The sequence below is a fragment of the Vibrio sinus genome, from assembly GCF_023634645.1.
Lineage (GTDB): Bacteria > Pseudomonadota > Gammaproteobacteria > Enterobacterales > Vibrionaceae > Vibrio > Vibrio sinus.
Window position 1 is genome coordinate 191,279 of record NZ_JAMKMR010000002.1, and the last position, 23,327, is coordinate 214,605.

General features: G+C 45.0%; 34 protein-coding genes. 29 read left to right on the forward strand and 5 right to left on the reverse strand.

Features of this window, described 5'->3' with window-relative positions:
* The first annotated feature begins 11 nt into the window (after positions 1 to 11).
* The 23 genes from rpsS to rplQ all read left to right on the forward strand — a co-directional run bounded on the left by rpsS (position 12) and on the right by rplQ (position 10,933).
* Complete coding sequence (gene rpsS / locus M9194_RS03350) at positions 12 to 290, forward strand: 30S ribosomal protein S19 (RefSeq protein ID WP_010318762.1); 279 nt, start codon at positions 12 to 14, stop codon at positions 288 to 290.
* A gap of 10 nt (positions 291 to 300) precedes the next feature.
* On the forward strand, positions 301 to 633 hold the full coding sequence (gene rplV, locus M9194_RS03355) for a 50S ribosomal protein L22 (protein ID WP_250610992.1): 333 nt from the start codon (positions 301 to 303) through the stop codon (positions 631 to 633).
* A 19-nt stretch (positions 634 to 652) separates the two neighbouring features.
* Positions 653 to 1,351, forward strand: a complete 699-nt coding sequence (gene rpsC / locus M9194_RS03360; protein ID WP_250610993.1) for a 30S ribosomal protein S3 — start codon at positions 653 to 655, stop codon at positions 1,349 to 1,351.
* An 11-nt stretch (positions 1,352 to 1,362) separates the two neighbouring features.
* Positions 1,363 to 1,773, forward strand: a complete 411-nt coding sequence (gene rplP / locus M9194_RS03365) for a 50S ribosomal protein L16 (protein ID WP_006075723.1) — start codon at positions 1,363 to 1,365, stop codon at positions 1,771 to 1,773.
* Positions 1,773 to 1,964 carry a 50S ribosomal protein L29 gene (gene rpmC / locus M9194_RS03370; RefSeq protein ID WP_250610994.1) on the forward strand — a complete coding sequence of 64 codons (192 nt, stop codon included), beginning with the start codon at positions 1,773 to 1,775 and terminating at the stop codon, positions 1,962 to 1,964. The genes rplP and rpmC overlap by 1 nt, the downstream gene beginning before the upstream one ends.
* A complete protein-coding gene (rpsQ, locus tag M9194_RS03375; protein WP_250610995.1) occupies positions 1,964 to 2,218 on the forward strand; it encodes a 30S ribosomal protein S17 in 255 nt (84 codons plus the stop codon). Before rpmC ends, rpsQ begins: the two co-directional genes overlap by 1 nt.
* A 161-nt stretch (positions 2,219 to 2,379) precedes the next feature.
* Positions 2,380 to 2,751: a 50S ribosomal protein L14 gene (gene rplN / locus M9194_RS03380; protein WP_017026385.1), complete on the forward strand. Its 372-nt coding sequence runs from the start codon at positions 2,380 to 2,382 to the stop codon at positions 2,749 to 2,751.
* Positions 2,752 to 2,763: 12 nt separating this feature from the next.
* Entirely contained in the window at positions 2,764 to 3,081 is a 318-nt protein-coding gene (gene rplX / locus M9194_RS03385) for a 50S ribosomal protein L24 (RefSeq protein WP_250610996.1), read from the forward strand.
* A gap of 23 nt (positions 3,082 to 3,104) precedes the next feature.
* Positions 3,105 to 3,644: a 50S ribosomal protein L5 gene (rplE, locus tag M9194_RS03390; protein WP_250610998.1), complete on the forward strand. Its 540-nt coding sequence runs from the start codon at positions 3,105 to 3,107 to the stop codon at positions 3,642 to 3,644.
* A gap of 17 nt (positions 3,645 to 3,661) precedes the next feature.
* Positions 3,662 to 3,967: a 30S ribosomal protein S14 gene (gene rpsN, locus M9194_RS03395; protein ID WP_250611000.1), complete on the forward strand. Its 306-nt coding sequence runs from the start codon at positions 3,662 to 3,664 to the stop codon at positions 3,965 to 3,967.
* A 29-nt stretch (positions 3,968 to 3,996) separates the two neighbouring features.
* On the forward strand, positions 3,997 to 4,389 hold the full coding sequence (gene rpsH, locus M9194_RS03400) for a 30S ribosomal protein S8 (RefSeq protein WP_250611001.1): 393 nt from the start codon (positions 3,997 to 3,999) through the stop codon (positions 4,387 to 4,389).
* A gap of 12 nt (positions 4,390 to 4,401) precedes the next feature.
* Complete coding sequence (gene rplF, locus M9194_RS03405; RefSeq protein WP_237363152.1) at positions 4,402 to 4,935, forward strand: 50S ribosomal protein L6; 534 nt, start codon at positions 4,402 to 4,404, stop codon at positions 4,933 to 4,935.
* Positions 4,936 to 4,944: 9 nt separating this feature from the next.
* A complete protein-coding gene (gene rplR / locus M9194_RS03410) occupies positions 4,945 to 5,298 on the forward strand; it encodes a 50S ribosomal protein L18 (RefSeq protein WP_237363151.1) in 354 nt (117 codons plus the stop codon).
* Between the two features lie 14 nt (positions 5,299 to 5,312).
* Positions 5,313 to 5,813: a 30S ribosomal protein S5 gene (rpsE, locus tag M9194_RS03415; RefSeq protein ID WP_042478682.1), complete on the forward strand. Its 501-nt coding sequence runs from the start codon at positions 5,313 to 5,315 to the stop codon at positions 5,811 to 5,813.
* A 5-nt stretch (positions 5,814 to 5,818) separates the two neighbouring features.
* A complete protein-coding gene (gene rpmD / locus M9194_RS03420) occupies positions 5,819 to 5,995 on the forward strand; it encodes a 50S ribosomal protein L30 (RefSeq protein WP_250611002.1) in 177 nt (58 codons plus the stop codon).
* A 5-nt stretch (positions 5,996 to 6,000) separates the two neighbouring features.
* Positions 6,001 to 6,435, forward strand: coding sequence for a 50S ribosomal protein L15 (gene rplO, locus M9194_RS03425; RefSeq protein WP_250611003.1), 435 nt, complete (start codon positions 6,001 to 6,003; stop codon positions 6,433 to 6,435).
* Positions 6,436 to 6,455: 20 nt separating this feature from the next.
* The gene (gene secY, locus M9194_RS03430; protein WP_250611004.1) at positions 6,456 to 7,790 is read left to right on the forward strand and encodes a preprotein translocase subunit SecY; all 1,335 of its coding nucleotides are present in this window, start codon (positions 6,456 to 6,458) and stop codon (positions 7,788 to 7,790) included.
* A 39-nt stretch (positions 7,791 to 7,829) separates the two neighbouring features.
* Complete coding sequence (gene rpmJ / locus M9194_RS03435; protein WP_039969906.1) at positions 7,830 to 7,943, forward strand: 50S ribosomal protein L36; 114 nt, start codon at positions 7,830 to 7,832, stop codon at positions 7,941 to 7,943.
* 147 nt (positions 7,944 to 8,090) lie between these two features.
* Positions 8,091 to 8,447, forward strand: coding sequence for a 30S ribosomal protein S13 (gene rpsM, locus M9194_RS03440; RefSeq protein WP_250611005.1), 357 nt, complete (start codon positions 8,091 to 8,093; stop codon positions 8,445 to 8,447).
* An 18-nt stretch (positions 8,448 to 8,465) separates the two neighbouring features.
* Positions 8,466 to 8,855 carry a 30S ribosomal protein S11 gene (gene rpsK, locus M9194_RS03445; RefSeq protein ID WP_001118870.1) on the forward strand — a complete coding sequence of 130 codons (390 nt, stop codon included), beginning with the start codon at positions 8,466 to 8,468 and terminating at the stop codon, positions 8,853 to 8,855.
* 27 nt (positions 8,856 to 8,882) lie between these two features.
* Positions 8,883 to 9,503 carry a 30S ribosomal protein S4 gene (gene rpsD, locus M9194_RS03450; protein WP_250611006.1) on the forward strand — a complete coding sequence of 207 codons (621 nt, stop codon included), beginning with the start codon at positions 8,883 to 8,885 and terminating at the stop codon, positions 9,501 to 9,503.
* Between the two features lie 24 nt (positions 9,504 to 9,527).
* Positions 9,528 to 10,520: a DNA-directed RNA polymerase subunit alpha gene (locus tag M9194_RS03455; RefSeq protein WP_237363145.1), complete on the forward strand. Its 993-nt coding sequence runs from the start codon at positions 9,528 to 9,530 to the stop codon at positions 10,518 to 10,520.
* Positions 10,521 to 10,546: 26 nt separating this feature from the next.
* Complete coding sequence (gene rplQ / locus M9194_RS03460) at positions 10,547 to 10,933, forward strand: 50S ribosomal protein L17 (RefSeq protein ID WP_237363144.1); 387 nt, start codon at positions 10,547 to 10,549, stop codon at positions 10,931 to 10,933.
* A gap of 169 nt (positions 10,934 to 11,102) precedes the next feature.
* Here rplQ and bamJ read toward each other — a convergent pair whose 3' ends face one another.
* Complete coding sequence (bamJ, locus tag M9194_RS03465) at positions 11,103 to 11,723, reverse strand: BamJ family beta-barrel-assembly machinery protein (RefSeq protein ID WP_250611008.1); 621 nt, start codon at positions 11,721 to 11,723, stop codon at positions 11,103 to 11,105.
* A 233-nt stretch (positions 11,724 to 11,956) separates the two neighbouring features.
* Between bamJ and M9194_RS03470 the strand changes: the two genes are divergently transcribed.
* Together M9194_RS03470 and cobA are read left to right on the forward strand one after the other, a co-directional pair.
* On the forward strand, positions 11,957 to 12,595 hold the full coding sequence (locus M9194_RS03470) for an OapA family protein (RefSeq protein WP_250611010.1): 639 nt from the start codon (positions 11,957 to 11,959) through the stop codon (positions 12,593 to 12,595).
* A gap of 120 nt (positions 12,596 to 12,715) precedes the next feature.
* A complete protein-coding gene (gene cobA, locus M9194_RS03475) occupies positions 12,716 to 13,567 on the forward strand; it encodes a uroporphyrinogen-III C-methyltransferase (protein WP_250611012.1) in 852 nt (283 codons plus the stop codon).
* Between the two features lie 27 nt (positions 13,568 to 13,594).
* On the opposite strand, the gene M9194_RS03480 is transcribed toward cobA, so the two are convergent.
* Both M9194_RS03480 and M9194_RS03485 read right to left on the reverse strand, forming a co-directional pair.
* A complete protein-coding gene (locus M9194_RS03480) occupies positions 13,595 to 14,485 on the reverse strand; it encodes a TIGR03899 family protein (RefSeq protein WP_250611134.1) in 891 nt (296 codons plus the stop codon).
* Positions 14,486 to 14,720: 235 nt separating this feature from the next.
* Positions 14,721 to 15,284: a YtfJ family protein gene (locus M9194_RS03485; protein ID WP_250611013.1), complete on the reverse strand. Its 564-nt coding sequence runs from the start codon at positions 15,282 to 15,284 to the stop codon at positions 14,721 to 14,723.
* Positions 15,285 to 15,516: 232 nt separating this feature from the next.
* On the opposite strand from M9194_RS03485, the gene M9194_RS03490 reads away from it, so the two are divergent.
* On the forward strand, positions 15,517 to 15,717 hold the full coding sequence (locus tag M9194_RS03490) for a DUF1107 family protein (protein ID WP_250611014.1): 201 nt from the start codon (positions 15,517 to 15,519) through the stop codon (positions 15,715 to 15,717).
* Between the two features lie 57 nt (positions 15,718 to 15,774).
* Here the strand turns inward: M9194_RS03490 and msrA are convergent, their stop codons facing one another.
* Complete coding sequence (gene msrA, locus M9194_RS03495; RefSeq protein ID WP_250611015.1) at positions 15,775 to 16,401, reverse strand: peptide-methionine (S)-S-oxide reductase MsrA; 627 nt, start codon at positions 16,399 to 16,401, stop codon at positions 15,775 to 15,777.
* A gap of 194 nt (positions 16,402 to 16,595) precedes the next feature.
* Between msrA and tamA the strand changes: the two genes are divergently transcribed.
* The 3 genes from tamA to M9194_RS03510 are packed head-to-tail and all read left to right on the forward strand — an operon-like array spanning position 16,596 to position 22,419.
* A complete protein-coding gene (gene tamA / locus M9194_RS03500; protein ID WP_250611016.1) occupies positions 16,596 to 18,311 on the forward strand; it encodes an autotransporter assembly complex protein TamA in 1,716 nt (571 codons plus the stop codon).
* Positions 18,308 to 22,063, forward strand: a complete 3,756-nt coding sequence (gene tamB / locus M9194_RS03505; protein WP_250611017.1) for an autotransporter assembly complex protein TamB — start codon at positions 18,308 to 18,310, stop codon at positions 22,061 to 22,063. The genes tamA and tamB overlap by 4 nt, the downstream gene beginning before the upstream one ends.
* Before the next feature lie 8 nt (positions 22,064 to 22,071).
* Positions 22,072 to 22,419 carry a gamma-glutamylcyclotransferase family protein gene (locus M9194_RS03510; protein WP_250611018.1) on the forward strand — a complete coding sequence of 116 codons (348 nt, stop codon included), beginning with the start codon at positions 22,072 to 22,074 and terminating at the stop codon, positions 22,417 to 22,419.
* A gap of 74 nt (positions 22,420 to 22,493) precedes the next feature.
* Here M9194_RS03510 and ppa read toward each other — a convergent pair whose 3' ends face one another.
* Positions 22,494 to 23,021: an inorganic diphosphatase gene (gene ppa / locus M9194_RS03515; protein ID WP_250611020.1), complete on the reverse strand. Its 528-nt coding sequence runs from the start codon at positions 23,019 to 23,021 to the stop codon at positions 22,494 to 22,496.
* Positions 23,022 to 23,327: the final 306 nt, after the last annotated feature.

A 23,327-nucleotide genomic window follows, 5' to 3' on the forward strand; every position in this document is an offset into this window, starting at 1 on the left:
GAGGAATCGCCATGCCACGTTCTCTCAAGAAAGGTCCATTTATTGACCTACACTTGCTGAAGAAGGTAGAGAAAGCGGTGGAAAGCGGAGACAAAAAGCCTATTAAGACTTGGTCCCGTCGCTCAATGATCATTCCATCAATGATTGGTTTGACCATCGCTGTCCATAATGGTCGTCAGCACGTACCAGTTTTCGTAACCGACGAAATGATCGGTCACAAACTGGGTGAATTTGCACCAACTCGTACTTATCGCGGTCACGCTGCAGATAAGAAAGCGAAGAAGCGTTAAGGAGTAGATAATGGAAGCTTTAGCTAAACATAACTTTGCTCGCATTTCGCCTCAGAAAGCTCGCTTAGTTGCAGACCAAATTCGCGGTAAATCTGTTGACCAAGCTCTAGAAATTCTAACTTTCAGCAACAAAAAAGCTGCTGATCTAGTTAAGAAAGTTCTTGAGTCAGCAATCGCAAACGCGGAACACAACGAAGGTGCAGATATCGACGATCTTAATGTCGCTAAAATCTTCGTAGATGAGGGCCCTATCATGAAGCGTATTATGCCTCGTGCTAAAGGCCGTGCGGATCGTATCTTGAAGCGTTCAAGCCACATCACTGTTGTTGTAGCAGATCGCTAAGAGACTAGGAGAGTAAGCAATGGGTCAGAAAGTACATCCAAATGGTATTCGTCTTGGCATCGTTAAGCCTTGGAATGCTACATGGTTTGCTAACACCAAAGATTTCGCTGACAACCTAGACGGCGACTTCAAGGTACGTCAGTTCCTAACTAAGGAACTTTCGAAAGCGTCTCTATCACGCATCGTTATCGAGCGTCCTGCTAAGAGCATTCGTGTGACTATTCACACAGCTCGTCCAGGTGTCGTTATCGGTAAGAAAGGTGAAGACGTAGAAAAGCTACGCACAGCAGTAGCAAAAATTGCAGGTGTACCAGCGCAAATTAACATCGCTGAAGTACGTAAGCCTGAGCTGGACGCACAACTTGTTGGCGACAGCATCGCGTCTCAACTAGAGCGTCGTGTTATGTTCCGTCGTGCTATGAAGCGCGCAGTACAAAACGCAATGCGTCTAGGCGCTAAAGGTATCAAAGTAGAAGTAAGTGGCCGTCTAGGCGGCGCTGAAATCGCACGTTCTGAGTGGTATCGTGAAGGTCGTGTGCCTCTACATACTCTACGTGCAGACATTGATTATGCAACTTCTTCGGCTCACACTCAATACGGTGTGATCGGCATTAAAGTTTGGATCTTCAAAGGTGAGATCCTAGGCGGTATGCCAGCTGCTAACGCAGTAGAGCCAAAAGGCGACAAGCCTAAGAAGCAGCGTAAAGGCCGTAAGTAAGGAGTCGACAGATGCTACAACCTAAACGTACTAAGTTCCGTAAGGTTCAAACAGGTCGTAACCGTGGTCTTGCTAAAGGTACTGACGTAAGCTTCGGCACATTTGGTCTTAAAGCGGTTGGCCGTGGTCGTCTAACTGCTCGTCAGATCGAAGCGGCTCGTCGTGCGATGACTCGTCACGTTAAGCGTCAAGGTAAAATCTGGATCCGTGTGTTCCCAGACAAGCCTATCACAGAGAAACCACTAGAAGTTCGTCAAGGTAAGGGTAAAGGTAACGTTGAGTACTGGGTAGCCCAAATCCAACCTGGTAAGGTGATGTACGAAATGGACGGTGTACCTGAAGAATTGGCACGTGAAGCGTTCCGCCTAGCGGCACGTAAACTGCCTTTCAAGACTACATTTGTAACTAAGCAGGTGATGTGATGAAAGCACAAGATCTACGCGAAAAAAGCGTTGAAGAGCTTAATGCTGAGTTAATTGAGTTGCTACGTGAACAGTTCAACTTGCGCATGCAAGCTGCAACTGGTCAGCTTCAGCAAACTCATACTCTGAAAGCTGTACGCCGTAATATCGCACGTGTGAAAACTGTTTTGACTGAGAAGGCAGACGCATAATGAGCGAAGTAAAACGTACTCAACAAGGTCGTGTTGTTAGCGACAAGATGGACAAGTCTATCGTAGTTGCTATCGAGCGCATGGTTAAGCACCCAATTTACGGTAAATTCGTAAAGCGCACGACTAAAGTACACGCACATGACGAGAGCAACGAGTGTGGCCTAGGCGACACAGTTGAAATCGCAGAGTGTCGTCCTCTGTCTAAGACTAAGTCTTGGACATTGGTAAAAGTCCTAGAAAAAGCGAAAATCTAACGCAATTTTTTCTATGATGATAAAGCGGCTCCAAATTTTTTTTGGGGCCGTTTATTTTTTGGCTACCCAATTGAATGAAAGGGTGGTACAATTCGCGTCCCTTTAAAGAGGCAGCCCGACCCGAGAGGGTCTAGTTTTTAATATTTAGCGGAGCACTAACAATGATCCAAATGCAAAGTACACTCGACGCTGCGGATAACTCCGGCGCTCGTAGAGTAATGTGTATTAAGGTTCTGGGTGGCTCTCACCGCCGTTATGCACATATCGGAGACATCATTAAAGTTACTGTTAAGGAAGCAATTCCTCGCGGTAAAGTTAAGAAAGGTGATGTTCTAAAGGCGGTTGTAGTGCGCACCCGTAAAGGCGTACGTCGTCCAGACGGTTCAGTCATTCGCTTCGACCGTAATGCTTGCGTATTGTTGAATGACAATACTGAGCAACCAGTCGGTACACGTATCTTTGGTCCAGTGACTCGTGAACTTCGTAACGCGAAATTCATGAAGATTGTTTCACTGGCTCCAGAAGTTCTGTAAGAGGCACGAAAAATGGCAGCTAAGATCCGTCGTAATGACGAAGTAATCGTTCTTGCCGGTAAAGACAAAGGCAAGAAAGGTAAAGTAACTAAGGTTCTAGCAACCGGTAAAGTTATCGTTGAAGGTATCAACCTTGTTAAGAAACATCAGAAGCCTCAACCGGCTCTGAACCAACAAGGTGGCATCGTTGAACAAGAAGCAGCAATTGATGTTTCTAACGTTGCAATCTACAACGCAGCTACTGGTAAAGCAGACCGCATCGGTTTCCGTGTTGAAGACGGCAAAAAAGTTCGTTTCTTCAAGTCTAACGGCGAAACCGTTTCTAACTAATAGAAGTAATTTGGAGTTCTACTATGGCGAAACTGCATGATTACTACAAGTCGTCTGTAGTCGCTGAGCTTGCCAAAGAGTTCAGCTACACAAGCGTCATGCAAGTCCCTAGGATTGAGAAAATCACCCTAAACATGGGCGTTGGTGAAGCTATCAACGATAAGAAACTGCTAGAAAACGCAGCATCTGATATGGCATTGATCTCTGGTCAAAAGCCACTTATCACTAAAGCGCGTAAATCTGTTGCAGGTTTCAAAATTCGTGAAGGCTACCCAATTGGTTGTAAAGTAACCTTACGTGGCGAACGTATGTGGGAGTTCCTAGAGCGTTTAATCTCTATTGCTCTTCCACGTGTACGTGATTTCCGTGGTGTTAGCGCTAAGTCTTTTGACGGACGCGGTAACTACAGCATGGGCGTTCGCGAGCAAATCATCTTCCCGGAGATCGACTACGATAAAGTCGATCGTGTACGCGGTCTTGATATCACTATCACGACAACTGCTGCGTCCGATGAGGAAGGCCGTGCTCTGCTGGCTGCCTTTAACTTCCCATTCCGTAAGTAAGGTGAAGGGTTACTGTTATGGCTAAACAATCAATGAAAGCACGTGACGTAAAACGTGCAAAGCTAGTTGCTAAATTCGCTGAAAAGCGTTCGGCACTAAAAGCTATCATCAGCGATGTAAACGCATCTGAAGAAGACCGTTGGAACGCAGTTCTTAAGCTGCAATCTCTTCCACGTGATTCAAGTGCATCACGTCAGCGCAACCGTTGTAACCAAACTGGTCGTCCACACGGTTACCTACGTAAGTTCGGTCTGAGCCGTATCAAAGTTCGTGAAGCTTGCATGAAAGGCGAGATTCCTGGACTTCGTAAGGCTAGCTGGTAATTGCCACTTAATCATTTGGAGTAAATCATATGAGCATGCAAGATCCGATTTCGGATATGCTGACCCGTATTCGTAACGGTCAGGCAGCAAACAAAGTTGCTGTTAAAATGCCTTCTTCAAAGCTTAAAGTTGCAATTGCTGCACTACTAAAAGCTGAAGGTTACATCGTTGATTTCGCTGTTGAAGGCGAAAGCAAACCTGAGCTAGAAGTCACTCTTAAGTACTTCCAAGCTAAACCAGTAATTGAGCAAATCAAACGTGTTTCACGTCCTGGCCTGCGCGTCTACAAGAACAAAGACTCGCTACCAAACGTGATGGGCGGATTAGGTATTGCTGTAGTATCCACTTCCAAGGGTCTAATGTCAGACCGTGCTGCGCGTAAAGCAGGTCTTGGTGGTGAAATCATCTGCTACGTAGCGTAATAGGAGTAGAATATGTCTCGTGTTGCTAAAGCACCTGTCGCTATTCCAGCTGGCGTAGAGGTGAAACTAAACGGCCAAGAAGTCACAGTTAAAGGCGCTAAAGGCGAATTAACTCGCGTTCTAAACAACGCTGTTGTGATTGCACAGGAAGAAAACAACCTTACTTTCGGTCCTAAAGAAGGTGTTGCTAACGCTTGGGCTCAAGCAGGTACTGCTCGTGCACTAGTAAACAACATGGTTGTTGGTGTTACTGAAGGCTTCACTAAGAAATTAGTGCTTAAAGGTGTTGGTTACCGCGCTGCTATGAAAGGCAAAGCTGTTGGTCTAACACTAGGTTTCTCTCACCCAGTAGAGCACGCTCTACCAGAGGGAATCAAAGCTGAATGCCCAAGCCAAACTGAAATTGTGCTAACTGGTTGTGACAAGCAATTAGTTGGTCAAGTTGCGGCTGACATTCGTTCTTACCGTGAGCCTGAGCCGTATAAAGGTAAAGGTATCCGTTACGCCGATGAAATCGTGCGTACTAAAGAAGCTAAGAAGAAGTAAGGTAACACTATGGATAAGAAAGCATCTCGCATCCGTCGTGCTACACGCGCACGTCGTAAGATTGCAGAACTTGGTGCAACTCGCCTAGTCGTACACCGTACTCCTCGTCACGTGTACGCGCAGGTTATTGCATCAAATGGCTCTGAGGTTATCGCATCCGCTTCTACTGTAGAAAAGGCGATCCGTGAGCAAGTGAAGAACACTGGTAACATCGATGCAGCTAAAGCAGTAGGTAAAGCTATCGCTGAGCGCGCTCTTGAAAAAGGCGTTTCTACTGTTGCATTTGATCGTTCTGGTTTCCAATACCACGGTCGAGTAGCGGCGCTAGCAGATACTGCTCGCGAAGCTGGTCTGAAATTCTAAGGTAGGGTTGATCGATGGCTAAAGAACAACAACAAGCGAGTGATTTGCAAGAAAAGCTAATCGCTGTTAACCGTGTTTCTAAGACGGTTAAAGGTGGTCGAATCATGAGCTTCACTGCACTAACAGTAGTTGGTGACGGTAATGGTCGTGTAGGTTTCGGTTACGGTAAAGCCCGTGAAGTACCTGCTGCGATCCAAAAAGCAATGGAAAAAGCGCGTCGTAACATGACTACGATCGCTTTAAACGAAGGCACTCTTCACCACCCGGTGAAAGGTCGCCACTCGGGCTCTAAAGTTTACATGCAGCCTGCTGCAGAAGGTACTGGTGTAATCGCAGGTGGTGCGATGCGTGCAGTACTAGAAGTAGCTGGTGTACATAACGTACTATCTAAAGCATACGGTTCTACGAACCCTATCAACATCGTTCGTGCAACGATCGATGCACTAGGTAGCATGAAGTCGCCAGAAATGGTTGCTGCTAAACGTGGTCTAACTGTTGAATCTATTTCGGAGTAAGCACCATGGCAACTATTAAAGTTACTCAAACTAAAAGCTCAATTGGCCGCCTACCTAAGCACCGTGCGTGCTTGAAAGGTCTAGGCCTTCGTAAAATCAACCATACAGTTGAACTTGAAGATACTCCGTGCATTCGTGGAATGATCAACAAGGTTAACTACATGGTTAAAGTTGAGGAGTAATCAGAATGCGTTTGAATACTCTATCACCGGCTGCGGGCTCTAAACCTTCTAAGAAGCGTGTAGGTCGTGGTATCGGTTCTGGCCTTGGTAAAACAGGTGGCCGCGGTCACAAAGGTCAAAAGTCACGTTCAGGCGGAAGCGTTCGTCCAGGTTTTGAAGGCGGTCAAATGCCTCTAAAACAACGTCTACCAAAATTCGGTTTCACTTCTCGTAAGAGCCTAGTGACTGCTGAAGTTCGTCTAGCTGAGCTAGCGAAAGTAACTGGTGATGTAGTGGACTTGAACAGCTTGAAAGCAGCTAACGTTATCACTAAGAATATCGAATTCGTTAAGATCGTTCTTTCTGGTGAAATCAACAAAGCTGTGACTGTAAAAGGTCTGCGCGTAACTAAAGGCGCTAAAGCTGCAATCGAAACTGCAGGCGGTAAAATCGAGGGTTAAACTCGAGGAACGAGGTACAGATGGCTAAGAAACCAGGAAAAGATTTTCGTAGTGCTCAGGGCGGCTTGAGTGAACTGAAATCGCGCTTATTATTCGTAATTGGTGCGCTTATAGTATTCCGAGCAGGCTCTTTTGTGCCGATCCCTGGTATTGACGCAGCTGTACTTGCCAATTTGTTCGAGCAGCAAAAAGGCACCATCGTTGAAATGTTTAATATGTTCTCCGGTGGTGCACTAGAGCGTGCATCTATTTTAGCGTTGGGCATTATGCCGTATATCTCGGCATCGATTGTTGTCCAACTGCTAACGGTAGTTCACCCAGCGTTAGCTGAGCTCAAAAAAGAGGGCGAAGCAGGGCGTCGTAAGATTACCCAATATACGCGTTATGGCACGCTTGTACTTGCAATATTCCAAGCAATTGGTATCGCAACAGGTTTACCGCACATGGTCCACAATCTGGTTGTTATCAACCAAACCATGTTCACCCTGATTGCAACCGTAAGCTTAGTAACCGGCACCATGTTCTTGATGTGGTTAGGTGAACAGATTACAGAGCGAGGAATTGGTAACGGTATTTCGATACTGATTTTTGCAGGTATTGTTGCAGGATTGCCGAATGCAATCGGACAGACAATTGAGCAAGCGCGTCAAGGTGAATTGAACGTACTTCTTCTATTGTTGATTGCGGTATTGGCTTTTGCAGTCATTTACTTTGTTGTTTTCATGGAGCGTGGTCAGCGTCGTATCGTCGTCAACTACGCGAAGCGTCAACAAGGTCGTAAAGTATTTGCTGCACAAAGTACTCACTTGCCATTAAAAATAAATATGGCTGGTGTAATACCTGCAATTTTTGCATCGAGCATTATTTTGTTCCCAGGAACAATAGCGCAGTGGTTTGGCCAAAATGGTAAAAGCCCAATGTTTGGCTGGTTAACTGATGTGTCTTTGGCACTAAGTCCAGGCCAACCGCTTTATGTAATGCTTTATGCTGCGGCAATAATTTTCTTCTGTTTCTTCTACACGGCGTTAGTATTTAACCCGCGTGAAACAGCAGATAATTTGAAGAAGTCTGGTGCATTCGTACCCGGCATCCGCCCAGGTGAGCAGACAGCGAAATATATTGATAAAGTAATGACTAGACTAACTCTTGCGGGTGCTCTATATATTACCTTTATCTGTCTGATTCCACAGTTCATGATGATCGCATGGAACGTACGTTTCTATTTTGGCGGTACATCACTACTTATCGTAGTGGTAGTAATCATGGATTTTATGGCACAGGTACAGACTCATCTGATGTCACAACAGTATGATTCTGTGTTGAAGAAAGCGAATCTGAAAGGTTACGGTCGTTAATTCGGCTGTCAATTCAGATTTCATTTACGGAGTTTAGCAATGAAAGTTCGTGCTTCCGTTAAAAAAATCTGCCGTAACTGTAAAATCATTAAGCGTAACGGTGTCGTTCGCGTGATTTGCAGTGAGCCAAAGCACAAGCAGCGCCAAGGCTAATAAGCAGAAATTTTTACTTGAAATATAAGGTAGTGTCGCGTATATTCCTCGGCCTACCTTTTGCGTGCAAAAGAAGTAGTATGCCGTAGCGTATCCTCGACGGGCTTTGCTACGGATAATTTCTTATTTAAGTACTAGGAGTGAATAGTGGCCCGTATAGCAGGCATTAACATTCCTGATCAAAAACATGCCGTAATCGCACTTACTGCAATCTACGGTATCGGTAAAACTCGCTCTCAAGCTATCCTAGCTGAAGTGGGTATTGCTGAAAATGTTAAGATCAGTGAACTAACTGAAGAGCAGATTGATCAACTGCGTGATGGTGTAGCTAAGTACACTGTAGAAGGTGATCTACGTCGTGAAGTATCAATGAACATCAAGCGTCTAATGGACCTTGGTTGTTTCCGTGGTCTTCGTCATCGTCGCAGTCTACCACTACGTGGACAGCGTACTAAAACCAACGCTCGCACCCGTAAGGGTCCGCGTAAGCCGATCAAGAAATAATCGGGAAGGTAGAGTACAATGGCTAAACAACCAACACGCGCTCGCAAGCGCGTACGCAAGCAAGTTGCTGATGGCGTTGCGCACATTCATGCATCTTTCAATAACACAATCGTAACTATCACAGACCGTCAAGGTAATGCTCTTGCATGGGCGACTGCTGGTGGTTCTGGTTTCCGTGGTTCTCGTAAGTCTACTCCGTTCGCTGCACAGGTTGCTGCTGAGCGTTGTGCTGAAATGGCTAAAGAATATGGCCTAAAGAACCTAGAGGTTATGGTTAAGGGTCCAGGTCCAGGTCGCGAATCTACTGTTCGTGCACTGAACGCTGCTGGTTTCCGTATCACTAACATTGTTGATGCGACTCCTATCCCTCATAACGGTTGTCGTCCACCTAAGAAACGTCGCGTATAACGTTTCTAGGAATATTGGAGAAAGATCATGGCAAGATATTTGGGTCCTAAGCTGAAGCTTAGTCGTCGCGAAGGCACTGACTTATTTCTTAAGTCCGGTGTTCGTGCGATCGATACCAAGTGTAAAATTGATAACGCACCAGGTGTACACGGCGCTCGTCGCGGTCGTCTATCTGAGTATGGCGTTCAGCTTCGTGAGAAGCAAAAAGTTCGTCGTATCTACGGCGTTCTAGAAAAACAATTCCGTAACTACTACAAAGAAGCTGCACGCCTTAAAGGCAACACAGGTGAAAACTTGCTGCAACTTCTTGAAGGTCGTCTAGATAACGTAGTTTACCGCATAGGTTTTGGTGCAACACGCGCTGAAGCACGTCAATTAGTTAGCCATAAGGCTATACTGGTAAACGGTAAAGTTGTAAACGTTCCTTCTTTCAAAGTTACGGCTAACGACGTTGTATCTATTCGTGAGAAAGCTAAAAAGCAATCTCGCATTAAAGCGGCTCTAGAAGTTGCTGAACAACGCGAAAAACCAACTTGGATTGAAGTAGATGCCGGTCAAATGGAAGGTACATTCAAGCGTATGCCTGAGCGTTCAGACCTATCAGCCGACATCAACGAACAATTGATCGTCGAGCTTTACTCTAAGTAAGGTTTAAACTAAAGAGAGGACACAATGCAGGGTTCTGTAACAGAATTTCTTAAGCCACGTCTGGTTGATATCGAACAAATCAACACGACACACGCAAAAGTAACTCTTGAGCCGTTAGAGCGTGGTTTCGGCCATACTCTTGGTAATGCACTTCGCCGCATTCTTCTATCTTCTATGCCGGGTTGTGCGGTTACTGAAGTAGAGATTGATGGCGTACTACACGAATACAGCACAAAAGAAGGCGTTCAAGAAGATATTCTTGAAATTCTTCTAAACCTTAAAGGTTTGGCTGTTCGCGTTGCCGAAGGCAAAGATGAAGTGTTTATTACGCTGAACAAATCAGGCTCAGGCCCTGTTGTTGCAGGTGACATCACCCATGATGGTGATGTGGAGATCGCTAACCCAGAACACGTTATTTGTCACCTAACGGATGACAACGCTGAAATCGCAATGCGTATTAAAGTTGAACGTGGTCGTGGTTATGTTCCAGCTTCAGCTCGTATCCATACTGAAGAAGATGAGCGTCCAATTGGTCGTTTGCTTGTTGATGCTACTTACAGCCCAGTAGACAAAATTGCCTACTCGGTAGAAGCAGCACGTGTAGAGCAACGTACTGACTTAGACAAGCTTGTTATCGATATGGAAACAAACGGCACTTTGGAACCTGAGGAAGCCATCCGTCGCGCAGCTACAATCCTAGCTGAACAATTGGATGCATTCGTAGATCTACGTGATGTACGAGTTCCTGAGGAGAAAGAAGAGAAGCCAGAATTCGATCCTATCCTATTGCGTCCTGTAGACGATCTTGAACTAACAGTTCGCTCTGCTAACTGTTTGAAAGCAGAAGCGATTCACTACATCGGTGATCTCGTACAGCGCACTGAGGTTGAGCTATTGAAGACTCCAAACCTTGGTAAGAAATCTCTAACTGAGATTAAAGACGTACTTGCATCACGTGGCTTGTCTCTAGGTATGCGCCTAGAAAATTGGCCACCAGCGTCTATCGCTGAAGATTAATCGATACTAGTTAGAAGGATTAGGTCATGCGCCATCGTAAGAGTGGTCGTCAACTCAACCGCAACAGCAGTCATCGCAAAGCGATGTTCAGCAACATGGCTAGCTCGCTAGTACGTCATGAAGTTATCAAGACTACTTTGCCAAAAGCGAAAGAGCTACGTCGCGTAGTTGAGCCTTTGATTACACTAGCTAAGACAGACAGCGTTGCTAACCGTCGTCTAGCATTTGCACGTACTCGTGACAACGAAGTCGTTGCAAAACTATTTAACGAACTAGGTCCACGTTTCGCTAGCCGCCAAGGTGGTTACACTCGTATCCTAAAAGCTGGCTTCCGTGCTGGTGACAAAGCTCCAATGGCTTACATTGAGCTTGTAGATCGCCCAGAAGTAGCTGAAGAAGCTGCAGCTGAGTAATCAGTAGTTCGTATGAACTAAAAGCCGAGCGTCATGCTCGGCTTTTTGCGTTTTAGCTATTAGTAAAACAGCAATTTTCTAGCTAATTCATATCAAAACTTAACCTTAAGCCAATAAAAAACGCCGCATAAAGCGACGTTTTCTCAAATCAATATTTGTATATCGAGGCTTATAGGATATCTAGAAGCTCAACTTCAAATACTAGTGCTGCAAACGGAGGGATTGAAGCACCTGCACCGCGCTCACCGTATGCTAGATCGTGCGGAATGTATAGTTTCCACTTTGAACCAACAGGCATAAGCTGAAGCGCTTCAACCCAACCTTTGATTACGCCAGTTACCGGGAACTCAGCTGGTTGACCACGAGATACTGAGCTGTCGAATACCGTGCCGTCAGTAAGCTCACCGTGATAGTGTACGCGTACTTGTTTGTCTGACGTTGGGATCTCGCCATTGCCTTCAGTCAGGATTTCATACTGTAGTCCAGACTCTAGGACGGTTACTTCAGAGCGAAGCGCATTGTCTTTCAAGAATGCTTCACCGTCAGCCGCCGCTGCTTTAGCTTGCTCTTGGCGAGCAGCTTCTGCGCGAGTTTGGATTTCTTGTAGAGCGTTGTTGATTTCGTCAACTTCGATTGCTGGCGCTTCACCAGTGAGTGCAGTTGCGATACCAGCAGCGATAGCATCAACGCTAAGTCCCTCAAGACCACTACCCGCTAATTGTTGGCCCATCTGAAGACCGATACCGTAGCTTGCTTTTTGCTCTACAGTTTCAAATTTTACGTCTGACATTTAAGTTTCTCTTAGATTGTCGAAATGAAGAGGAGAGGATACCAGTTCCTAAGCATAGATGAAACGGTAACTCGATCAAGCTGAGAGAATAGTATTTTGATGTGATGCTATTCATATTACTTAGGAAAAAGTGTTAGATTTTGCTAACTCCTTACTTATAAGGTTGAATTTACCTATACTCCGTCGATGTCTGTTTCTATACTGTGCAAGCAAGATTTAGGAGATGGGTGTTAATGAACCGTAGGAAAAAGCAGCCAAAACAGGTTGATTATTTAGATCTAATAAAGACCAAATGGGCTGACGTAGAGTGGCAGTTACTGCCGCAAAAGGCCAAAGCGCTCTGGTCAACACTGCCTAAGCTTCATCGGCGCCTCTTGAGTGTCCTGATTCCTGTTGTGCTTGTGCTTATCATGCTACCGACACCGAAATCTGAACAATCAGAGATAGCACCTAACTTAAATCAGCGTGTACCGATCAAAATAAACCCTGTGGGATTGAGCGAGCAAATGGCATCACAGCCTGCTACGAATTCCTCACCAGCAGGTAATTCCTCAACTACTATCAATACCTCATCCGATACCTCAGCCAAATCAACAAGCCCTGCAGAGACTCAACCAAGCTGGAAAGATTACGTAGTAAAAGCGGGTGATACCTTGGCAAAAATCTTTCGTAATAATGGCATCTCAATGTCAGATCTTAATGATCTCATTCGAGTCGAAGGTACGAGTAAGCCACTCAGTCATATACAGAAAGGGCAGCTTATTCGTTATAAATTGGACTCTGATGGCCAGCTGGATATGTTGCAATTGGAGAAGGCTTCAGGCTCAGTGATGTTTTTCCGTTTGTCTTCTGGCGGTTTTGCAAAAAAGTAGTCTAGAATAGATTCGCTCGCTGGCTTATAGCGTTTATGTATTAAAAATAAAATATTAGAATTTCCAGTCATAATTGGTTCAGGACATAATCAGCTGATGATTTAATGTTCGGTATCCAGCATGACAGATAAGCAGTCCGTTGTTCCTTTTCCTAGTTCTGCGCAGCACTCACAGGCTACAAGTCGCTGGCGTAAACCCCATATCTCACCCGGAGAAGTGGCTTTGGTTGGCGCTGGGCCTGGCGATCCTGATCTGTTGACCATGAAAGCGTATGCTTTGTTGCAGCAGGCGGACGTGGTGCTTTATGACTATTTGGTGTCTGAAGAGATCATATCCTTGGTAGACAGTAAAGCGGTTTTGGTATGTGTGGGTAAGAAAGCGGGTCATCATAGTGTCCCGCAAGATAAAACCAACCAATTGATTATCGATTTCGCTAACAAGGGTAACAGAGTGGTCAGGATCAAAGGGGGTGACCCATTCATCTTTGGCCGTGGTGGAGAAGAAGCGGAAGTGTTAGTGGATGCAGGGATTAAGTTCCAAATTGTCCCCGGCATCACGGCGGCGGCGGGGGCGACAGCGTACGCTGGTATCCCGCTCACGCATCGAGATTATGCGCAATCCGCTATGTTTATTACCGGCCATCTTAAGTCTGAGGTTGATTCGATGGATTGGTCGACATTAGCTCGTAGTAACCAGACTTTGGTCATCTACATGGGATTACTAAAGTCAAAACATATTCAGAGTAAGCTGATTGCACATGGCAGAGATTCATCCACCCCAATTGCTATTGTGCAAAGAGGTACCCAACGTTGTCAGAAAGTATTTAAAGGGTGTTTAGCAGAGCTAGCTTCTCTTGCTGAGCGGGCCGAATCTCCTTCATTGATCATTGTCGGCGAAGTGGTTGCACTATCGGATAAGCTAAGCTGGTTTAGCTATGAGGCATCTACCTCACCGAACCGTCACTATGGTTAATGATGGTTTAGCCCCATAAGCGTGTGTCTAAACGGTTTCATCTACGCTGCTATCGGTGTCGGTAACTAACATAAATTTCTGACTCAGCACGGCGACCAGCTGGTCGTAGTACTTCATACTAGGCTTATTGCCTAACAGTTTACAAAGCTCATTACCTGTCGGGCTAAAGCGATAGTACAGCAGTCGTACCCCTTTACTCATTGGCTGTAGCGATAGGTTTTTACCCTGGTAATTCAGCGGTAATGCGGGATCGGCTTCAATCACTCCAGATTCTAGTTCTGAACCATGTAACAGGCCTAATTCGATTAAGACCAGCAAACTTGAATAGGGCAGCTTAAAGTTGCCAATATTGATATTGACTGTGGTTGTTCGTTTGCCGAAGCTGAAAATACTGCCCTGAGCTTTGTAGCCAATTAATAGCTTTTGGCTGCCATCGCCACCAAAACTACAGGCTAGCGAAGCCGCGCGTTGAAGAATTTGCGCTTCTTTAGAGGACATGTCTTGCAGTACTTTTAACGCTTTCATTGAGGTGGAGCCAGGGTTGGTTACTTCTCGCTTTAGTACTTGGGCCCACAGGCGTTGCATGGAGCTGTTATGAATCTCCTGTGCCATATCAAAAAAACGCAGTAGCCAATCTGTATCCGGTTCGCCAGCCGTTTCGTCTTTACAAAAACCGTGAGTGAATTTAAGTATTTGTTCTAGATTCCTTTGCCGCAGCTCTTTGCGTCTTTCCTCTCGGTCGGTTGCTCTTTCCAATGCACTTGATTCGGGCTTATCTTGTCGTAACTGAGCATCTAAGCCATAACTGCCTGCAATGTTCAGTACGCGACTGGCACTGTCTTTGATGTAACTCGCCTTTTGTTGCTTGGATTTGGCAGCGTCATTGTCAATGGTAACGGGTTTGGTTTTGTCTTCCATAACTGATTTCACCGAGTTAAGCTGCTTTTTCGGAGAAGAAGCGTTAGATAAGTAACTTGGGTATACGATATTGTCGATACTGTAGAACAATAGCTGAAGTTGTTGATTTAACAAGTTTAGGAGCGTTTGTGCCACTTGGAATGTGAGACTAACACAAGATTATCCTGAGTTGACTGGGATCTAAAACTAAGCCACCGACCATAACTGTCAGTGGCGAGGGCTAATTTAAAATGTTTCAGTCTCCAAGGTTATTTTTAACCAGCTTGATGACTTGTTCTATTTGTGTTTGATCTAGGGCTCCTTGATGTTCGAATAGCACTTTTCCTTCTTTATTCACCACCACAATAGCAGAGGATTCTTGCTTTAGATCCCAAGCCTTAGCCACAACACCATACTCATCGACGACAATAGATGACCAAGGATACTCTTTCTTGCTGTCTTCGGCAGAAGACTTCACCATAGACCCTGTGCCCCACATGGCATCGTCTTGATTGACTATGGTTGTAGTTTGGTATTTGTCTTCTGGGAATTTGGAAGCGGTAATGGCCTTCATCAGTGGCTGGTTCATTTTCTTGGCACTGCTTCTTCCGGCGATTGCCTGAATGACACGCACTTTGCCGGGTAATGCGCTGGTGCTCCATGGTTGATAGGACTCGTCGCCATTTTTAAGCATGATTTCGCCATAATCTTTAACGGTAACACTGGGAAGAGGTTGACCAACGGTTAGGTCTTTTGCCACGGCAAATAATGGAAGGCAGGCCAATGCAGTAATGATCGGTTTCAGCAGATTGAACTTCATAGAAAACTCCTAGTTCTAGAAAAGGGCAGTGTAAATCGAAACCGTCAGTATACGGATAAGCTTACGTTAAAAACATGACCACAAAATCAAATGTTATAAATATGTAACGCAAAATGTCGATGTCTTGCTACTGTTTTAGCAAAGGGTATAATTATCGGCGTATTCGTTACCGATGATATTGTTAACAAATTGTGTGAGATGGATTTGTGGTGCCTAAAGGAGATAGGGACGTATGTATCAAGAGTTTCCAGTTTACCGTCCTCAACAAGTCGCAAGATATGTCAAAAGGCTATTTAAAGGCAGGTTTCTTATCTGTGGTATTGGCGAGTTCCAATTTGATCACGGAAAGGTATTAGTCCCCGAGCTTGCGAACGAAATTAAGCTCAACGCGTTTAGAGAAATCAACAAACAAATTGAAGCATTGCCCGTATAGTGGTTGCCAGTAGATGCACATTGCAATGTGCATCTACCAGCTTTGCAAACGGGTGAGTTAATTTTGTGGTGGAAAGCAGACTCCTGTGCCGCCTAGGCCGCAGTATCCATTGGGGTTCTTGGCTAAATATTGCTGGTGATAGTCTTCGGCATAAAAGTACTGGTTGAGCGGTTCGATTTCAGTGGTAATTTCTGCGTTTTGACCGAGTAAAGATTGGTACTGCGTTTTAGATAATTGGGCGACATTAAGCTGCTCGGATTGGGTGGTGTAGATAACCGAGCGGTACTGTGTGCCTAAATCGTTGCCTTGTCTCATGCCTTGGGTGGGATTGTGGTTTTCCCAAAATGTTTTGAGTAGTTCGGTCAAAGAAATCGCATTTGTGTTGAAGATCACTCGCACTACTTCTGTATGCCCAGTTTTTCCTGTGCAGACTTCCTCATAGGTCGGGTTGGGCGTGTAACCTCCCGCATATCCTACCGATGTGGAGACAACACCTTCAATATTCCAAAACAGTCTCTCAGCGCCCCAAAAACAGCCCATACCAACAATGATTTCCTGCTCGTTTTCAGCAGGATCTGCGGTGAGGCTAGTGTTATTGACGTAATGGCTATCAGCAACTTGCATTGCTTGTGAGCGACCTGGCAGAGCGCTTTCTGCAGATATCATGGTTTGTTTATCTAACATAATGAACCTAAGCTTTTCTTTTTACTATTTTAATATGCATTTCTCTTTACGCTGACACACACTAATTTCAACGTATTGAGAGAACCTATTGGTAATAGACCGGATTATTAACCTTTTTCATACAGATAGCCGGCGAGAATCAAGTTATGATTAAATAAGTCTCGTTTTGTTATCCAACTGATTCTAATTAAGTCATGAAGAGAAACTCATTACCAGTATTAATTGCCGCGTTAACCCTTCCTAGCAAAGCACTGGCTAATGATGTGGACTTGACTATCGAAGGTTTAACTGGAGAGTTACAGAAAAATGCCAACGCTTATCTCGATGCGATTCCTAAGTCCGACTACAGTGTGACATTGCGCTTTCAATCGCGGCTAGAAAAAAGCTTAAATGAGGCGCTCAACGCTGTGGGCTATTATCATGCGAAGTTTCAGTTTTCGGTACAAGATGATGGCAAAAAACTGCTTGTCAATATTACGCCAGGAAAGCCAGTTATACTCAAAAAGGTCGATGTTTCGATTACTGGGGAGGCGAAAAACGATCCTGACTTTCAAAAGCTATTAAGACAAAGTGGTTTGAAAGTGGGGGAGGTGCTCAATCATGGTCAGTATGAATCTTTAAAATCGGCTATTAGAAACTTAGCGCTACAAAAAGGTTATTTTAAAGGTCAGTTTACTGAAAGTCGCTTAGACGTTGCGCCGTCGCTCAATGAGGCGTTTATTATCATCCACTACGACAGTGGTATTCGTTTTCAGTTTGGTAAGACGACAATAACGGGAAGCCAAATAAATCTTGATCGTGTTTCCTCTCTTCAGCCCTACAAGCAAGGTCAACCATACTTAGCATCAGACATCACTCAATTTAATCAAAATCTATCCAGTACAGATTGGTTCTCATCGGTGCTGGTGACGCCAGATCTGACTCAACTCGATTCTAGTCGAGAATTGCCAATGAAGGTGGAATTAGCTCCGGAGATCAGAAATAAACTAGAAACGGGCTTAGGCTATTCCACAGATGTAGGCGTGCGAGGTACGTTAAAATGGAAAAAACCATGGCTTAGCTCAGACGGCAACAGTTTTAATAGCAGTTTCTCTTTATCAAACCCAGAGCAGCAAATTACGCTGGGGTATCGGATTCCGATGACGGATGTGCTGCGAAATTATTTTTTGATTCAGTATGGCCTAAAGAAAGTCGACAACTTAGACACCAATAGTATTGAATCCAACTTGTCATTTGAGCGGCATTGGTTATTAGATGACGGCTGGCATCGAACGGCGCGAATACGCTATTTAATCGAGAATTATGATCAGGGTACACAAAGCGCCGTGGGCCATTTTGTTTTGCCTGGTTTTTCTTTTACTCGAACACGCATTCGTGGTGGTGCCATGCCTACTTGGGGAGATGGTGAAAACTTTACTATTGAGTACGGCGATCCTGAGTTTTTCTCCGAAACGCGCGTGTTGCGCATGAGAGGCAGCTCTTCTTGGATACGCAGTTTTGGTGCGAATCAACGTGGCTTATTTCGTATCGATCTCGGAGCTAACTTTACTCAAGATTTCGATAAGCTCTCACCATCGCTTCGTTTTTTCGCAGGTGGTGATAACAGTGTACGTGGTTACCAATATGACTCCATTTCTCCTACTGATTCAACGGGTGCTTTGACCGGGGGAAAATACCTCGCGACTTCATCGTTGGAATACCAACATCGACTATATGGCAATTGGTGGGGCGCGGTTTTTTATGATGTCGGCGATGCCTTTAACAACAACCCCGACTTTAAACGAGGTACTGGGTTTGGCCTACGATGGGCCTCGCCAGTCGGGCCTATCCGGTTAGATTTTGCATGGGGATTAGATGCAACTCCAGGACAGAAGTTTCGTATTCACTTCTCTCTGGGGCCTGAGTTATGAAGTTGATCATCCATTCCACAAAATGGCTTTCGTATATTCTGGCGGCGTTAGTAGCCTTAATGTTGGCGGTGACTGTGGGGCTGTTGTACACGCCTGTGGGGTTAAAGCTGATCGTTTGGGGCGCAGAAAAAACCATTCCTCAGTTGACTATCGGCGCTTCATCTGGCGCTATTTTCCCACGTTTTACTCTCTATGATGTCAGCTATAAAGACACAACTCTTGGGGTAAACTCTGAAATAAGCAGTGTATCACTGGGGCTAAACCCAGTTTGTCTGATGCAACCAGCGGTATGCATTCAAGGCTTGTCGGTGGATGGGGCGAATATTTCACTGAGCCAAAATAGTGCAGCTCCAACCAAGCCAGAGAAACAGAATGCTTCCAGTGCAACTTCTATTTCGTTGCCTATCTCTGTTTCATTGAATCAATTGGCGTTGGCCAACGTTAATCTTAATTTGTATGGAGACAAGGTATCGATAGGCAAGTTTTCCTCTCAGGCTAGTTGGCACGGTAATCAGCTTAGTATTGGTAGAACTCAAATATCGGATGTCAGTCTAACCATGGCACCTTCGCCACCTTCGACCAATAACCAAAGCGCAACCAATAAAGAGAAAGTAAGTAAGATTTCCTTGCCAGCCATTAGGTTACCGGTGAACGTAAAGGTCAATAGCCTATCCGTAAACAATTTTACCTTGCAGCAACCGCAACCACTTGTCATCAATCACTTTCTATTCGAAGGGCGTGCACAAGGGCAGGATATTGATATCAAATCGATGCAAGTCACCAGTCCAATTATTGATGCCAGTTTGCAAGGCAAGATAAGGCTCCAAGGGGAATATCCTTTGGCAGCAAGGCTTACCGCTAAGCTGAAAGAAACCGAATTCGCAGGTCAAAAAGTACAGCTATCCCTTGCTGGCAGTGTCGATAACCTTGAACTGTCTAGCCAATGGTCCAGCCTTATTGAAGGCCAACTCTCTGGCTCTCTACATCCCTTGGTATCCAATGTTCCATTTGACTTGAAACTAAGCAATGCTTCCGCTCAGTGGCCGCTTCGTGGAAAAAGCGATTATCGGGCATATGTAAAACAGCTGGATGTCAAAGGCAGTCTCGATAAATATCACTTTGATTTAAATGGTATGGTTGATGGAGGACAAATACCTAAAAGCTCAATTGACACAACAGGCAGCGGCTCCTTACAAGGGCTAAACTTTCAAACGACTCGCATCACCACGCTAGGTGGTAACCTTGATGGGAAGGTGAGCTTAGATTGGCATTCTCTATTTACTTGGCAAGCCGATCTAAACCTAGCCAATATTCAACCAGCAAAACAATGGCCAGATTATCAAGGTACATTGAATGGCAATATCAATACGCAAGGCGGCTTAACTTCACAAGGCGGCTGGCAGATGAATTTCCCTAACATCGATGTGCAGGGTTCGGTGCGAGCACAACCATTTCGTCTGCTCGGCTCAGCATCGGCATCCGATCATCAGGGTAATGGCAACTATGCTATCGAAACACCGAATCTAGTGCTATCTCATGGGCCAAATTCTATTACCGCCCAAGGAGACCTTGGCGATCATTGGAATATGCATTTAGCGATTAAGGTGCCTAAGTTGTCGCAAACACTGTCAGGTGCAAAAGGTCAAATTGAAGGTACCGTGCGTGTTTCTGAAGCGTTAGCCAAGCCCAAAATATCTCTAAACCTCACCGCTAACAACATTGCTTGGCAAGACATGTTGAGCCTAAAGCAGGCAAGCCTTGTTGGTGATGTTTCACCACTTTCCAATTATCAAGGTAAGGTGGTACTACACAGTCAAAAGTTGGATTATCAAAATACTCTGATTCAAAGCATAGCTGCGACTTTGTCTGGCTCTTTAAGAGAACAAACATTGCAGCTGAATGTCGGCAGCAAGAGAGTATCGACAAATCTTACTTTAACGGGTGGTTTTAAGTCTTCGCCATCGCCAGTTTGGCATGGAAGACTCAATGACATGTCTCTGCGTTCGAGGTTTGGTACTTGGCTACTCAATAAGCCCACCAATATTTCGTATTTGTTTAAGCAACAGCAAGTTGAGCTCAGCCCACACTGTTGGGTCAATGGTGATTCTTCGCTCTGCCTAGACTCGGATGCTGTTATTGGGAAAGCAGGCCAAGCCGCCGTGTCTATTCATGATTTAAGTTTGCATCAGGTCGCTGGCTTTTTACCTGAAGGGGTGGACTTTAAAGGGGTTGCGAATGCAAAGGCTTCAATAAAGTGGGCACCAAATCAACCGCCACAGCTGTCGCTGAACTTGTCTATGCCTAATGGCTCCGTAATAAGACAGTCACCCAAACGTGCAAGCATTGATTGGAGCTCGATTACTCTTGGACTTAACCTCAAGGATAATCAGCTGAAATCTAATTGGGACGTGCAGGTGAAGAACAATGGTACGCTCTCGGGCCATTTGAATATTCCTGATGTTCGTAAAAAGAATAAGCGCATTGATGGCAAGTTAAAGGTTACCAAACTGAACTTGGACTTTTTGGCACCTTTGCTGGGTACTTACAGCAAGTTAGGTGCCGATGTCGAGTCCGATTTATCCATCAGAGGTGACTTAAAACGCCCGCAAGTGTATGGCCAAACACGGTTAGATAATATTTTGGTCAAAGGCGATATTTCGCCTGTAGATGTCGATTCGGGCAAGGTAGAGATTGAGTTTTCAGGGCAAAAGTCGTCTTTAAAGGGTGTGATTCGTACCCCTGAAGGTGAAATACAGGTTTCTGGTGGAGCGCAATGGCGAGGGTTGAAGGACTGGAAGGCCAATGCTCATGTCTTTGCAAACGGGTTGCTGGTGAATGTGCCCCCTATGGCTAAGTTAAAAGTGGTGCCCGATCTCAAGATTGATGTGACACCAAAACTGGCCAATATCACGGGCAATATATCGCTACCGTCGGGAGAGATTGTCATTGAGAAATTACCGCCCAATGCGATTAAGGTGTCCAAGGATCAAGTGATACTCAACTCAAACTTACAACCTGAAAGCAAAATGCAAGCGATTCCGTTTAAGTTGCAATCTGACGTTAAGATCAGCATTGGCAATGATGTGTCGATATCCGCCTTTGGATTAAAAGGAAAGCTGCAAGGTGAGTTGCATGTGACACAAAATGAAAAAGGTCCATTTGTGGTCGGGGAAGTCAATATCCTGGATGGTACCTATCAATCGTTTGGACAGGATTTACAGATCCAATCAGGTAAAGTATTGATGAATGGCCCTATTGATAAGCCCTATATCGATATTACCGCCATCCGAAACCCGGCTAACACCCAAGATCAAGTTACGGCAGGGATTAAAGTGACCGGGCCTGCCGATGATCCAGTGGTATCGATATTCTCCGATCCCGCATTGCCTCAGGCCCAAGCTTTGTCTTATTTGTTGAGAGGGCAAAATCTCGATACCCAAGGCGGTAACAGTGCGATGACCACGACGCTAATTGGTTTGAGCCTTGCCCAAAGCGGTAAATTAGTTGGCCAAATCGGCCAAGCCTTTGGCGTACAAGATTTGCAATTAGATACCTCAGGGGCGGGTGACACGTCGCAGGTGAACGTGAGTGGATACGTATTGCCACATCTGCAAGTTAAGTATGGCGTAGGCATTTTTAATCAGGTTGGGGAGTTCACAGTGCGCTATGAATTGCTGTCTAATCTATATCTAGAGGCCGTATCGGGACTCGATAGTGCGGTCAATGTGCTTTATCAATTTGAATTTAACTAAGGGTCAAAATGCACCATTTGGTTTTTACATATGGAACTTTAAGACTAGGTCAAAACAACCACCACTATATGTCGGCGGGTAAATACCAAGGTGAATTTACCACACCGCCTTGTTATACCTTGTTTGACCTAGGGCGTTATCCTGCTTTGGTTAATGGTGGTAGTGACGCTATTGTTGGCGAGGTCTATTTGGTTGATGAAAATCAGCTAGCGCATCTTGATAAATTAGAAGGTGTGCCAGATGAATATCGGCGAGAGAAAATAGCGACGAGCTTTGGCACTGCCTGGGTTTATCTCTATCAAGACAGAAGTAAGCTCGATAAAGTGATCCCCTCAGGAGATTGGTGCAAACGATAAAAAAGCCGCTATGGTCAACGTTGACCATAGCGGCTGTGATGTTTTCGAACCGAAGTTATCGAATGTTCGGGCGCTTATTTTTGCGCTCTTTCGTAAGACGTTAGGATTTCTTGACGCGCTGCTTCAACGTCTGCCCAACCATCCACTTTTACCCACTTGCCACTTTCTAGCTCTTTGTAACGCTCGAAGAAGTGAGTGATTTGCGCTTTTAGCAATTCAGGGATATCACCCACATCTTGGATGTGGTCGTATTCTTTAGAAAGCTTAGAGTGCGGAACTGCAACCACTTTTGCATCTTCACCTGACTCGTCAGTCATTTTTAATACGCCAACAGGGCGGCAGCGGATCACAGAACCCGGCATAAGTGGGTGCGGTGTTGGAACCAACACATCAACTGGGTCGCCATCAAGAGAAAGCGTGTTGTTAACGTATCCATAGTTACATGGATAGAACATAGGAGCCGACATGAAACGGTCGACAAATACCGCACCAGAGTCTTTGTCTACTTCGTATTTGATAGGGTCAGCGTTTGCTGGAATTTCAATTACAACGTAGATGTCATCAGGTAATGATTTACCCGCTGGTACATGATTTAAGCTCATACAAGTTTCCTCTTTGAAATGTATGCCGCGAAGGCTTTGTTAATGCTTAGAGTCAAAACAGTGCAATAAAATAATTGTTTTTGACTGGAATGTATACCCAAACCCAACTCAGCTCGAACTTCGTACTTTTCATACCATAGTGAAAGCCGGAAATGAAAATATAAGTCGATTTAGCTTGCGCACAAGTTTGAGATAAATTGTGAATGCTTGAATTTTAGCCCTAACGTGATTCAGATCAATAGAAATTCTCTATTTCATTTCACTATTCTTGGTACAAAGGGGATATCGTAAGAGTAAAGAACCGAG

What these genes read in the sequence shown, in the direction of transcription:
- bamJ (WP_250611008.1), bottom strand. Translation starts at nt 11,723, where the DNA reads ATGTCAGACGTAAAATTTGAAACTGTAGAGCAAAAAGCAAGCTACGGT.
- rplX (WP_250610996.1), top strand. Translation starts at nt 2,764, where the DNA reads ATGGCAGCTAAGATCCGTCGTAATGACGAAGTAATCGTTCTTGCCGGT.
- rplF (WP_237363152.1), top strand. Translation starts at nt 4,402, where the DNA reads ATGTCTCGTGTTGCTAAAGCACCTGTCGCTATTCCAGCTGGCGTAGAG.
- tamB (WP_250611017.1), top strand. Translation starts at nt 18,308, where the DNA reads ATGAAGTTGATCATCCATTCCACAAAATGGCTTTCGTATATTCTGGCG.
- rpsQ (WP_250610995.1), top strand. Translation starts at nt 1,964, where the DNA reads ATGAGCGAAGTAAAACGTACTCAACAAGGTCGTGTTGTTAGCGACAAG.
- rplE (WP_250610998.1), top strand. Translation starts at nt 3,105, where the DNA reads ATGGCGAAACTGCATGATTACTACAAGTCGTCTGTAGTCGCTGAGCTT.
- rpmJ (WP_039969906.1), top strand. Translation starts at nt 7,830, where the DNA reads ATGAAAGTTCGTGCTTCCGTTAAAAAAATCTGCCGTAACTGTAAAATC.
- rpsS (WP_010318762.1), top strand. Translation starts at nt 12, where the DNA reads ATGCCACGTTCTCTCAAGAAAGGTCCATTTATTGACCTACACTTGCTG.
- M9194_RS03490 (WP_250611014.1), top strand. Translation starts at nt 15,517, where the DNA reads ATGTATCAAGAGTTTCCAGTTTACCGTCCTCAACAAGTCGCAAGATAT.
- M9194_RS03485 (WP_250611013.1), bottom strand. Translation starts at nt 15,284, where the DNA reads ATGAAGTTCAATCTGCTGAAACCGATCATTACTGCATTGGCCTGCCTT.
- secY (WP_250611004.1), top strand. Translation starts at nt 6,456, where the DNA reads ATGGCTAAGAAACCAGGAAAAGATTTTCGTAGTGCTCAGGGCGGCTTG.
- tamA (WP_250611016.1), top strand. Translation starts at nt 16,596, where the DNA reads ATGAAGAGAAACTCATTACCAGTATTAATTGCCGCGTTAACCCTTCCT.
- rpsE (WP_042478682.1), top strand. Translation starts at nt 5,313, where the DNA reads ATGGCTAAAGAACAACAACAAGCGAGTGATTTGCAAGAAAAGCTAATC.
- M9194_RS03455 (WP_237363145.1), top strand. Translation starts at nt 9,528, where the DNA reads ATGCAGGGTTCTGTAACAGAATTTCTTAAGCCACGTCTGGTTGATATC.
- rpsK (WP_001118870.1), top strand. Translation starts at nt 8,466, where the DNA reads ATGGCTAAACAACCAACACGCGCTCGCAAGCGCGTACGCAAGCAAGTT.
- rpsC (WP_250610993.1), top strand. Translation starts at nt 653, where the DNA reads ATGGGTCAGAAAGTACATCCAAATGGTATTCGTCTTGGCATCGTTAAG.
- cobA (WP_250611012.1), top strand. Translation starts at nt 12,716, where the DNA reads ATGACAGATAAGCAGTCCGTTGTTCCTTTTCCTAGTTCTGCGCAGCAC.
- rpmD (WP_250611002.1), top strand. Translation starts at nt 5,819, where the DNA reads ATGGCAACTATTAAAGTTACTCAAACTAAAAGCTCAATTGGCCGCCTA.
- M9194_RS03480 (WP_250611134.1), bottom strand. Translation starts at nt 14,485, where the DNA reads ATGGAAGACAAAACCAAACCCGTTACCATTGACAATGACGCTGCCAAA.
- msrA (WP_250611015.1), bottom strand. Translation starts at nt 16,401, where the DNA reads ATGTTAGATAAACAAACCATGATATCTGCAGAAAGCGCTCTGCCAGGT.
- rpsN (WP_250611000.1), top strand. Translation starts at nt 3,662, where the DNA reads ATGGCTAAACAATCAATGAAAGCACGTGACGTAAAACGTGCAAAGCTA.
- rplR (WP_237363151.1), top strand. Translation starts at nt 4,945, where the DNA reads ATGGATAAGAAAGCATCTCGCATCCGTCGTGCTACACGCGCACGTCGT.
- M9194_RS03510 (WP_250611018.1), top strand. Translation starts at nt 22,072, where the DNA reads ATGCACCATTTGGTTTTTACATATGGAACTTTAAGACTAGGTCAAAAC.
- rpsH (WP_250611001.1), top strand. Translation starts at nt 3,997, where the DNA reads ATGAGCATGCAAGATCCGATTTCGGATATGCTGACCCGTATTCGTAAC.
- rplP (WP_006075723.1), top strand. Translation starts at nt 1,363, where the DNA reads ATGCTACAACCTAAACGTACTAAGTTCCGTAAGGTTCAAACAGGTCGT.
- ppa (WP_250611020.1), bottom strand. Translation starts at nt 23,021, where the DNA reads ATGAGCTTAAATCATGTACCAGCGGGTAAATCATTACCTGATGACATC.
- rplN (WP_017026385.1), top strand. Translation starts at nt 2,380, where the DNA reads ATGATCCAAATGCAAAGTACACTCGACGCTGCGGATAACTCCGGCGCT.
- rplQ (WP_237363144.1), top strand. Translation starts at nt 10,547, where the DNA reads ATGCGCCATCGTAAGAGTGGTCGTCAACTCAACCGCAACAGCAGTCAT.
- rpmC (WP_250610994.1), top strand. Translation starts at nt 1,773, where the DNA reads ATGAAAGCACAAGATCTACGCGAAAAAAGCGTTGAAGAGCTTAATGCT.
- M9194_RS03470 (WP_250611010.1), top strand. Translation starts at nt 11,957, where the DNA reads ATGAACCGTAGGAAAAAGCAGCCAAAACAGGTTGATTATTTAGATCTA.
- rpsD (WP_250611006.1), top strand. Translation starts at nt 8,883, where the DNA reads ATGGCAAGATATTTGGGTCCTAAGCTGAAGCTTAGTCGTCGCGAAGGC.
- rplO (WP_250611003.1), top strand. Translation starts at nt 6,001, where the DNA reads ATGCGTTTGAATACTCTATCACCGGCTGCGGGCTCTAAACCTTCTAAG.
- rplV (WP_250610992.1), top strand. Translation starts at nt 301, where the DNA reads ATGGAAGCTTTAGCTAAACATAACTTTGCTCGCATTTCGCCTCAGAAA.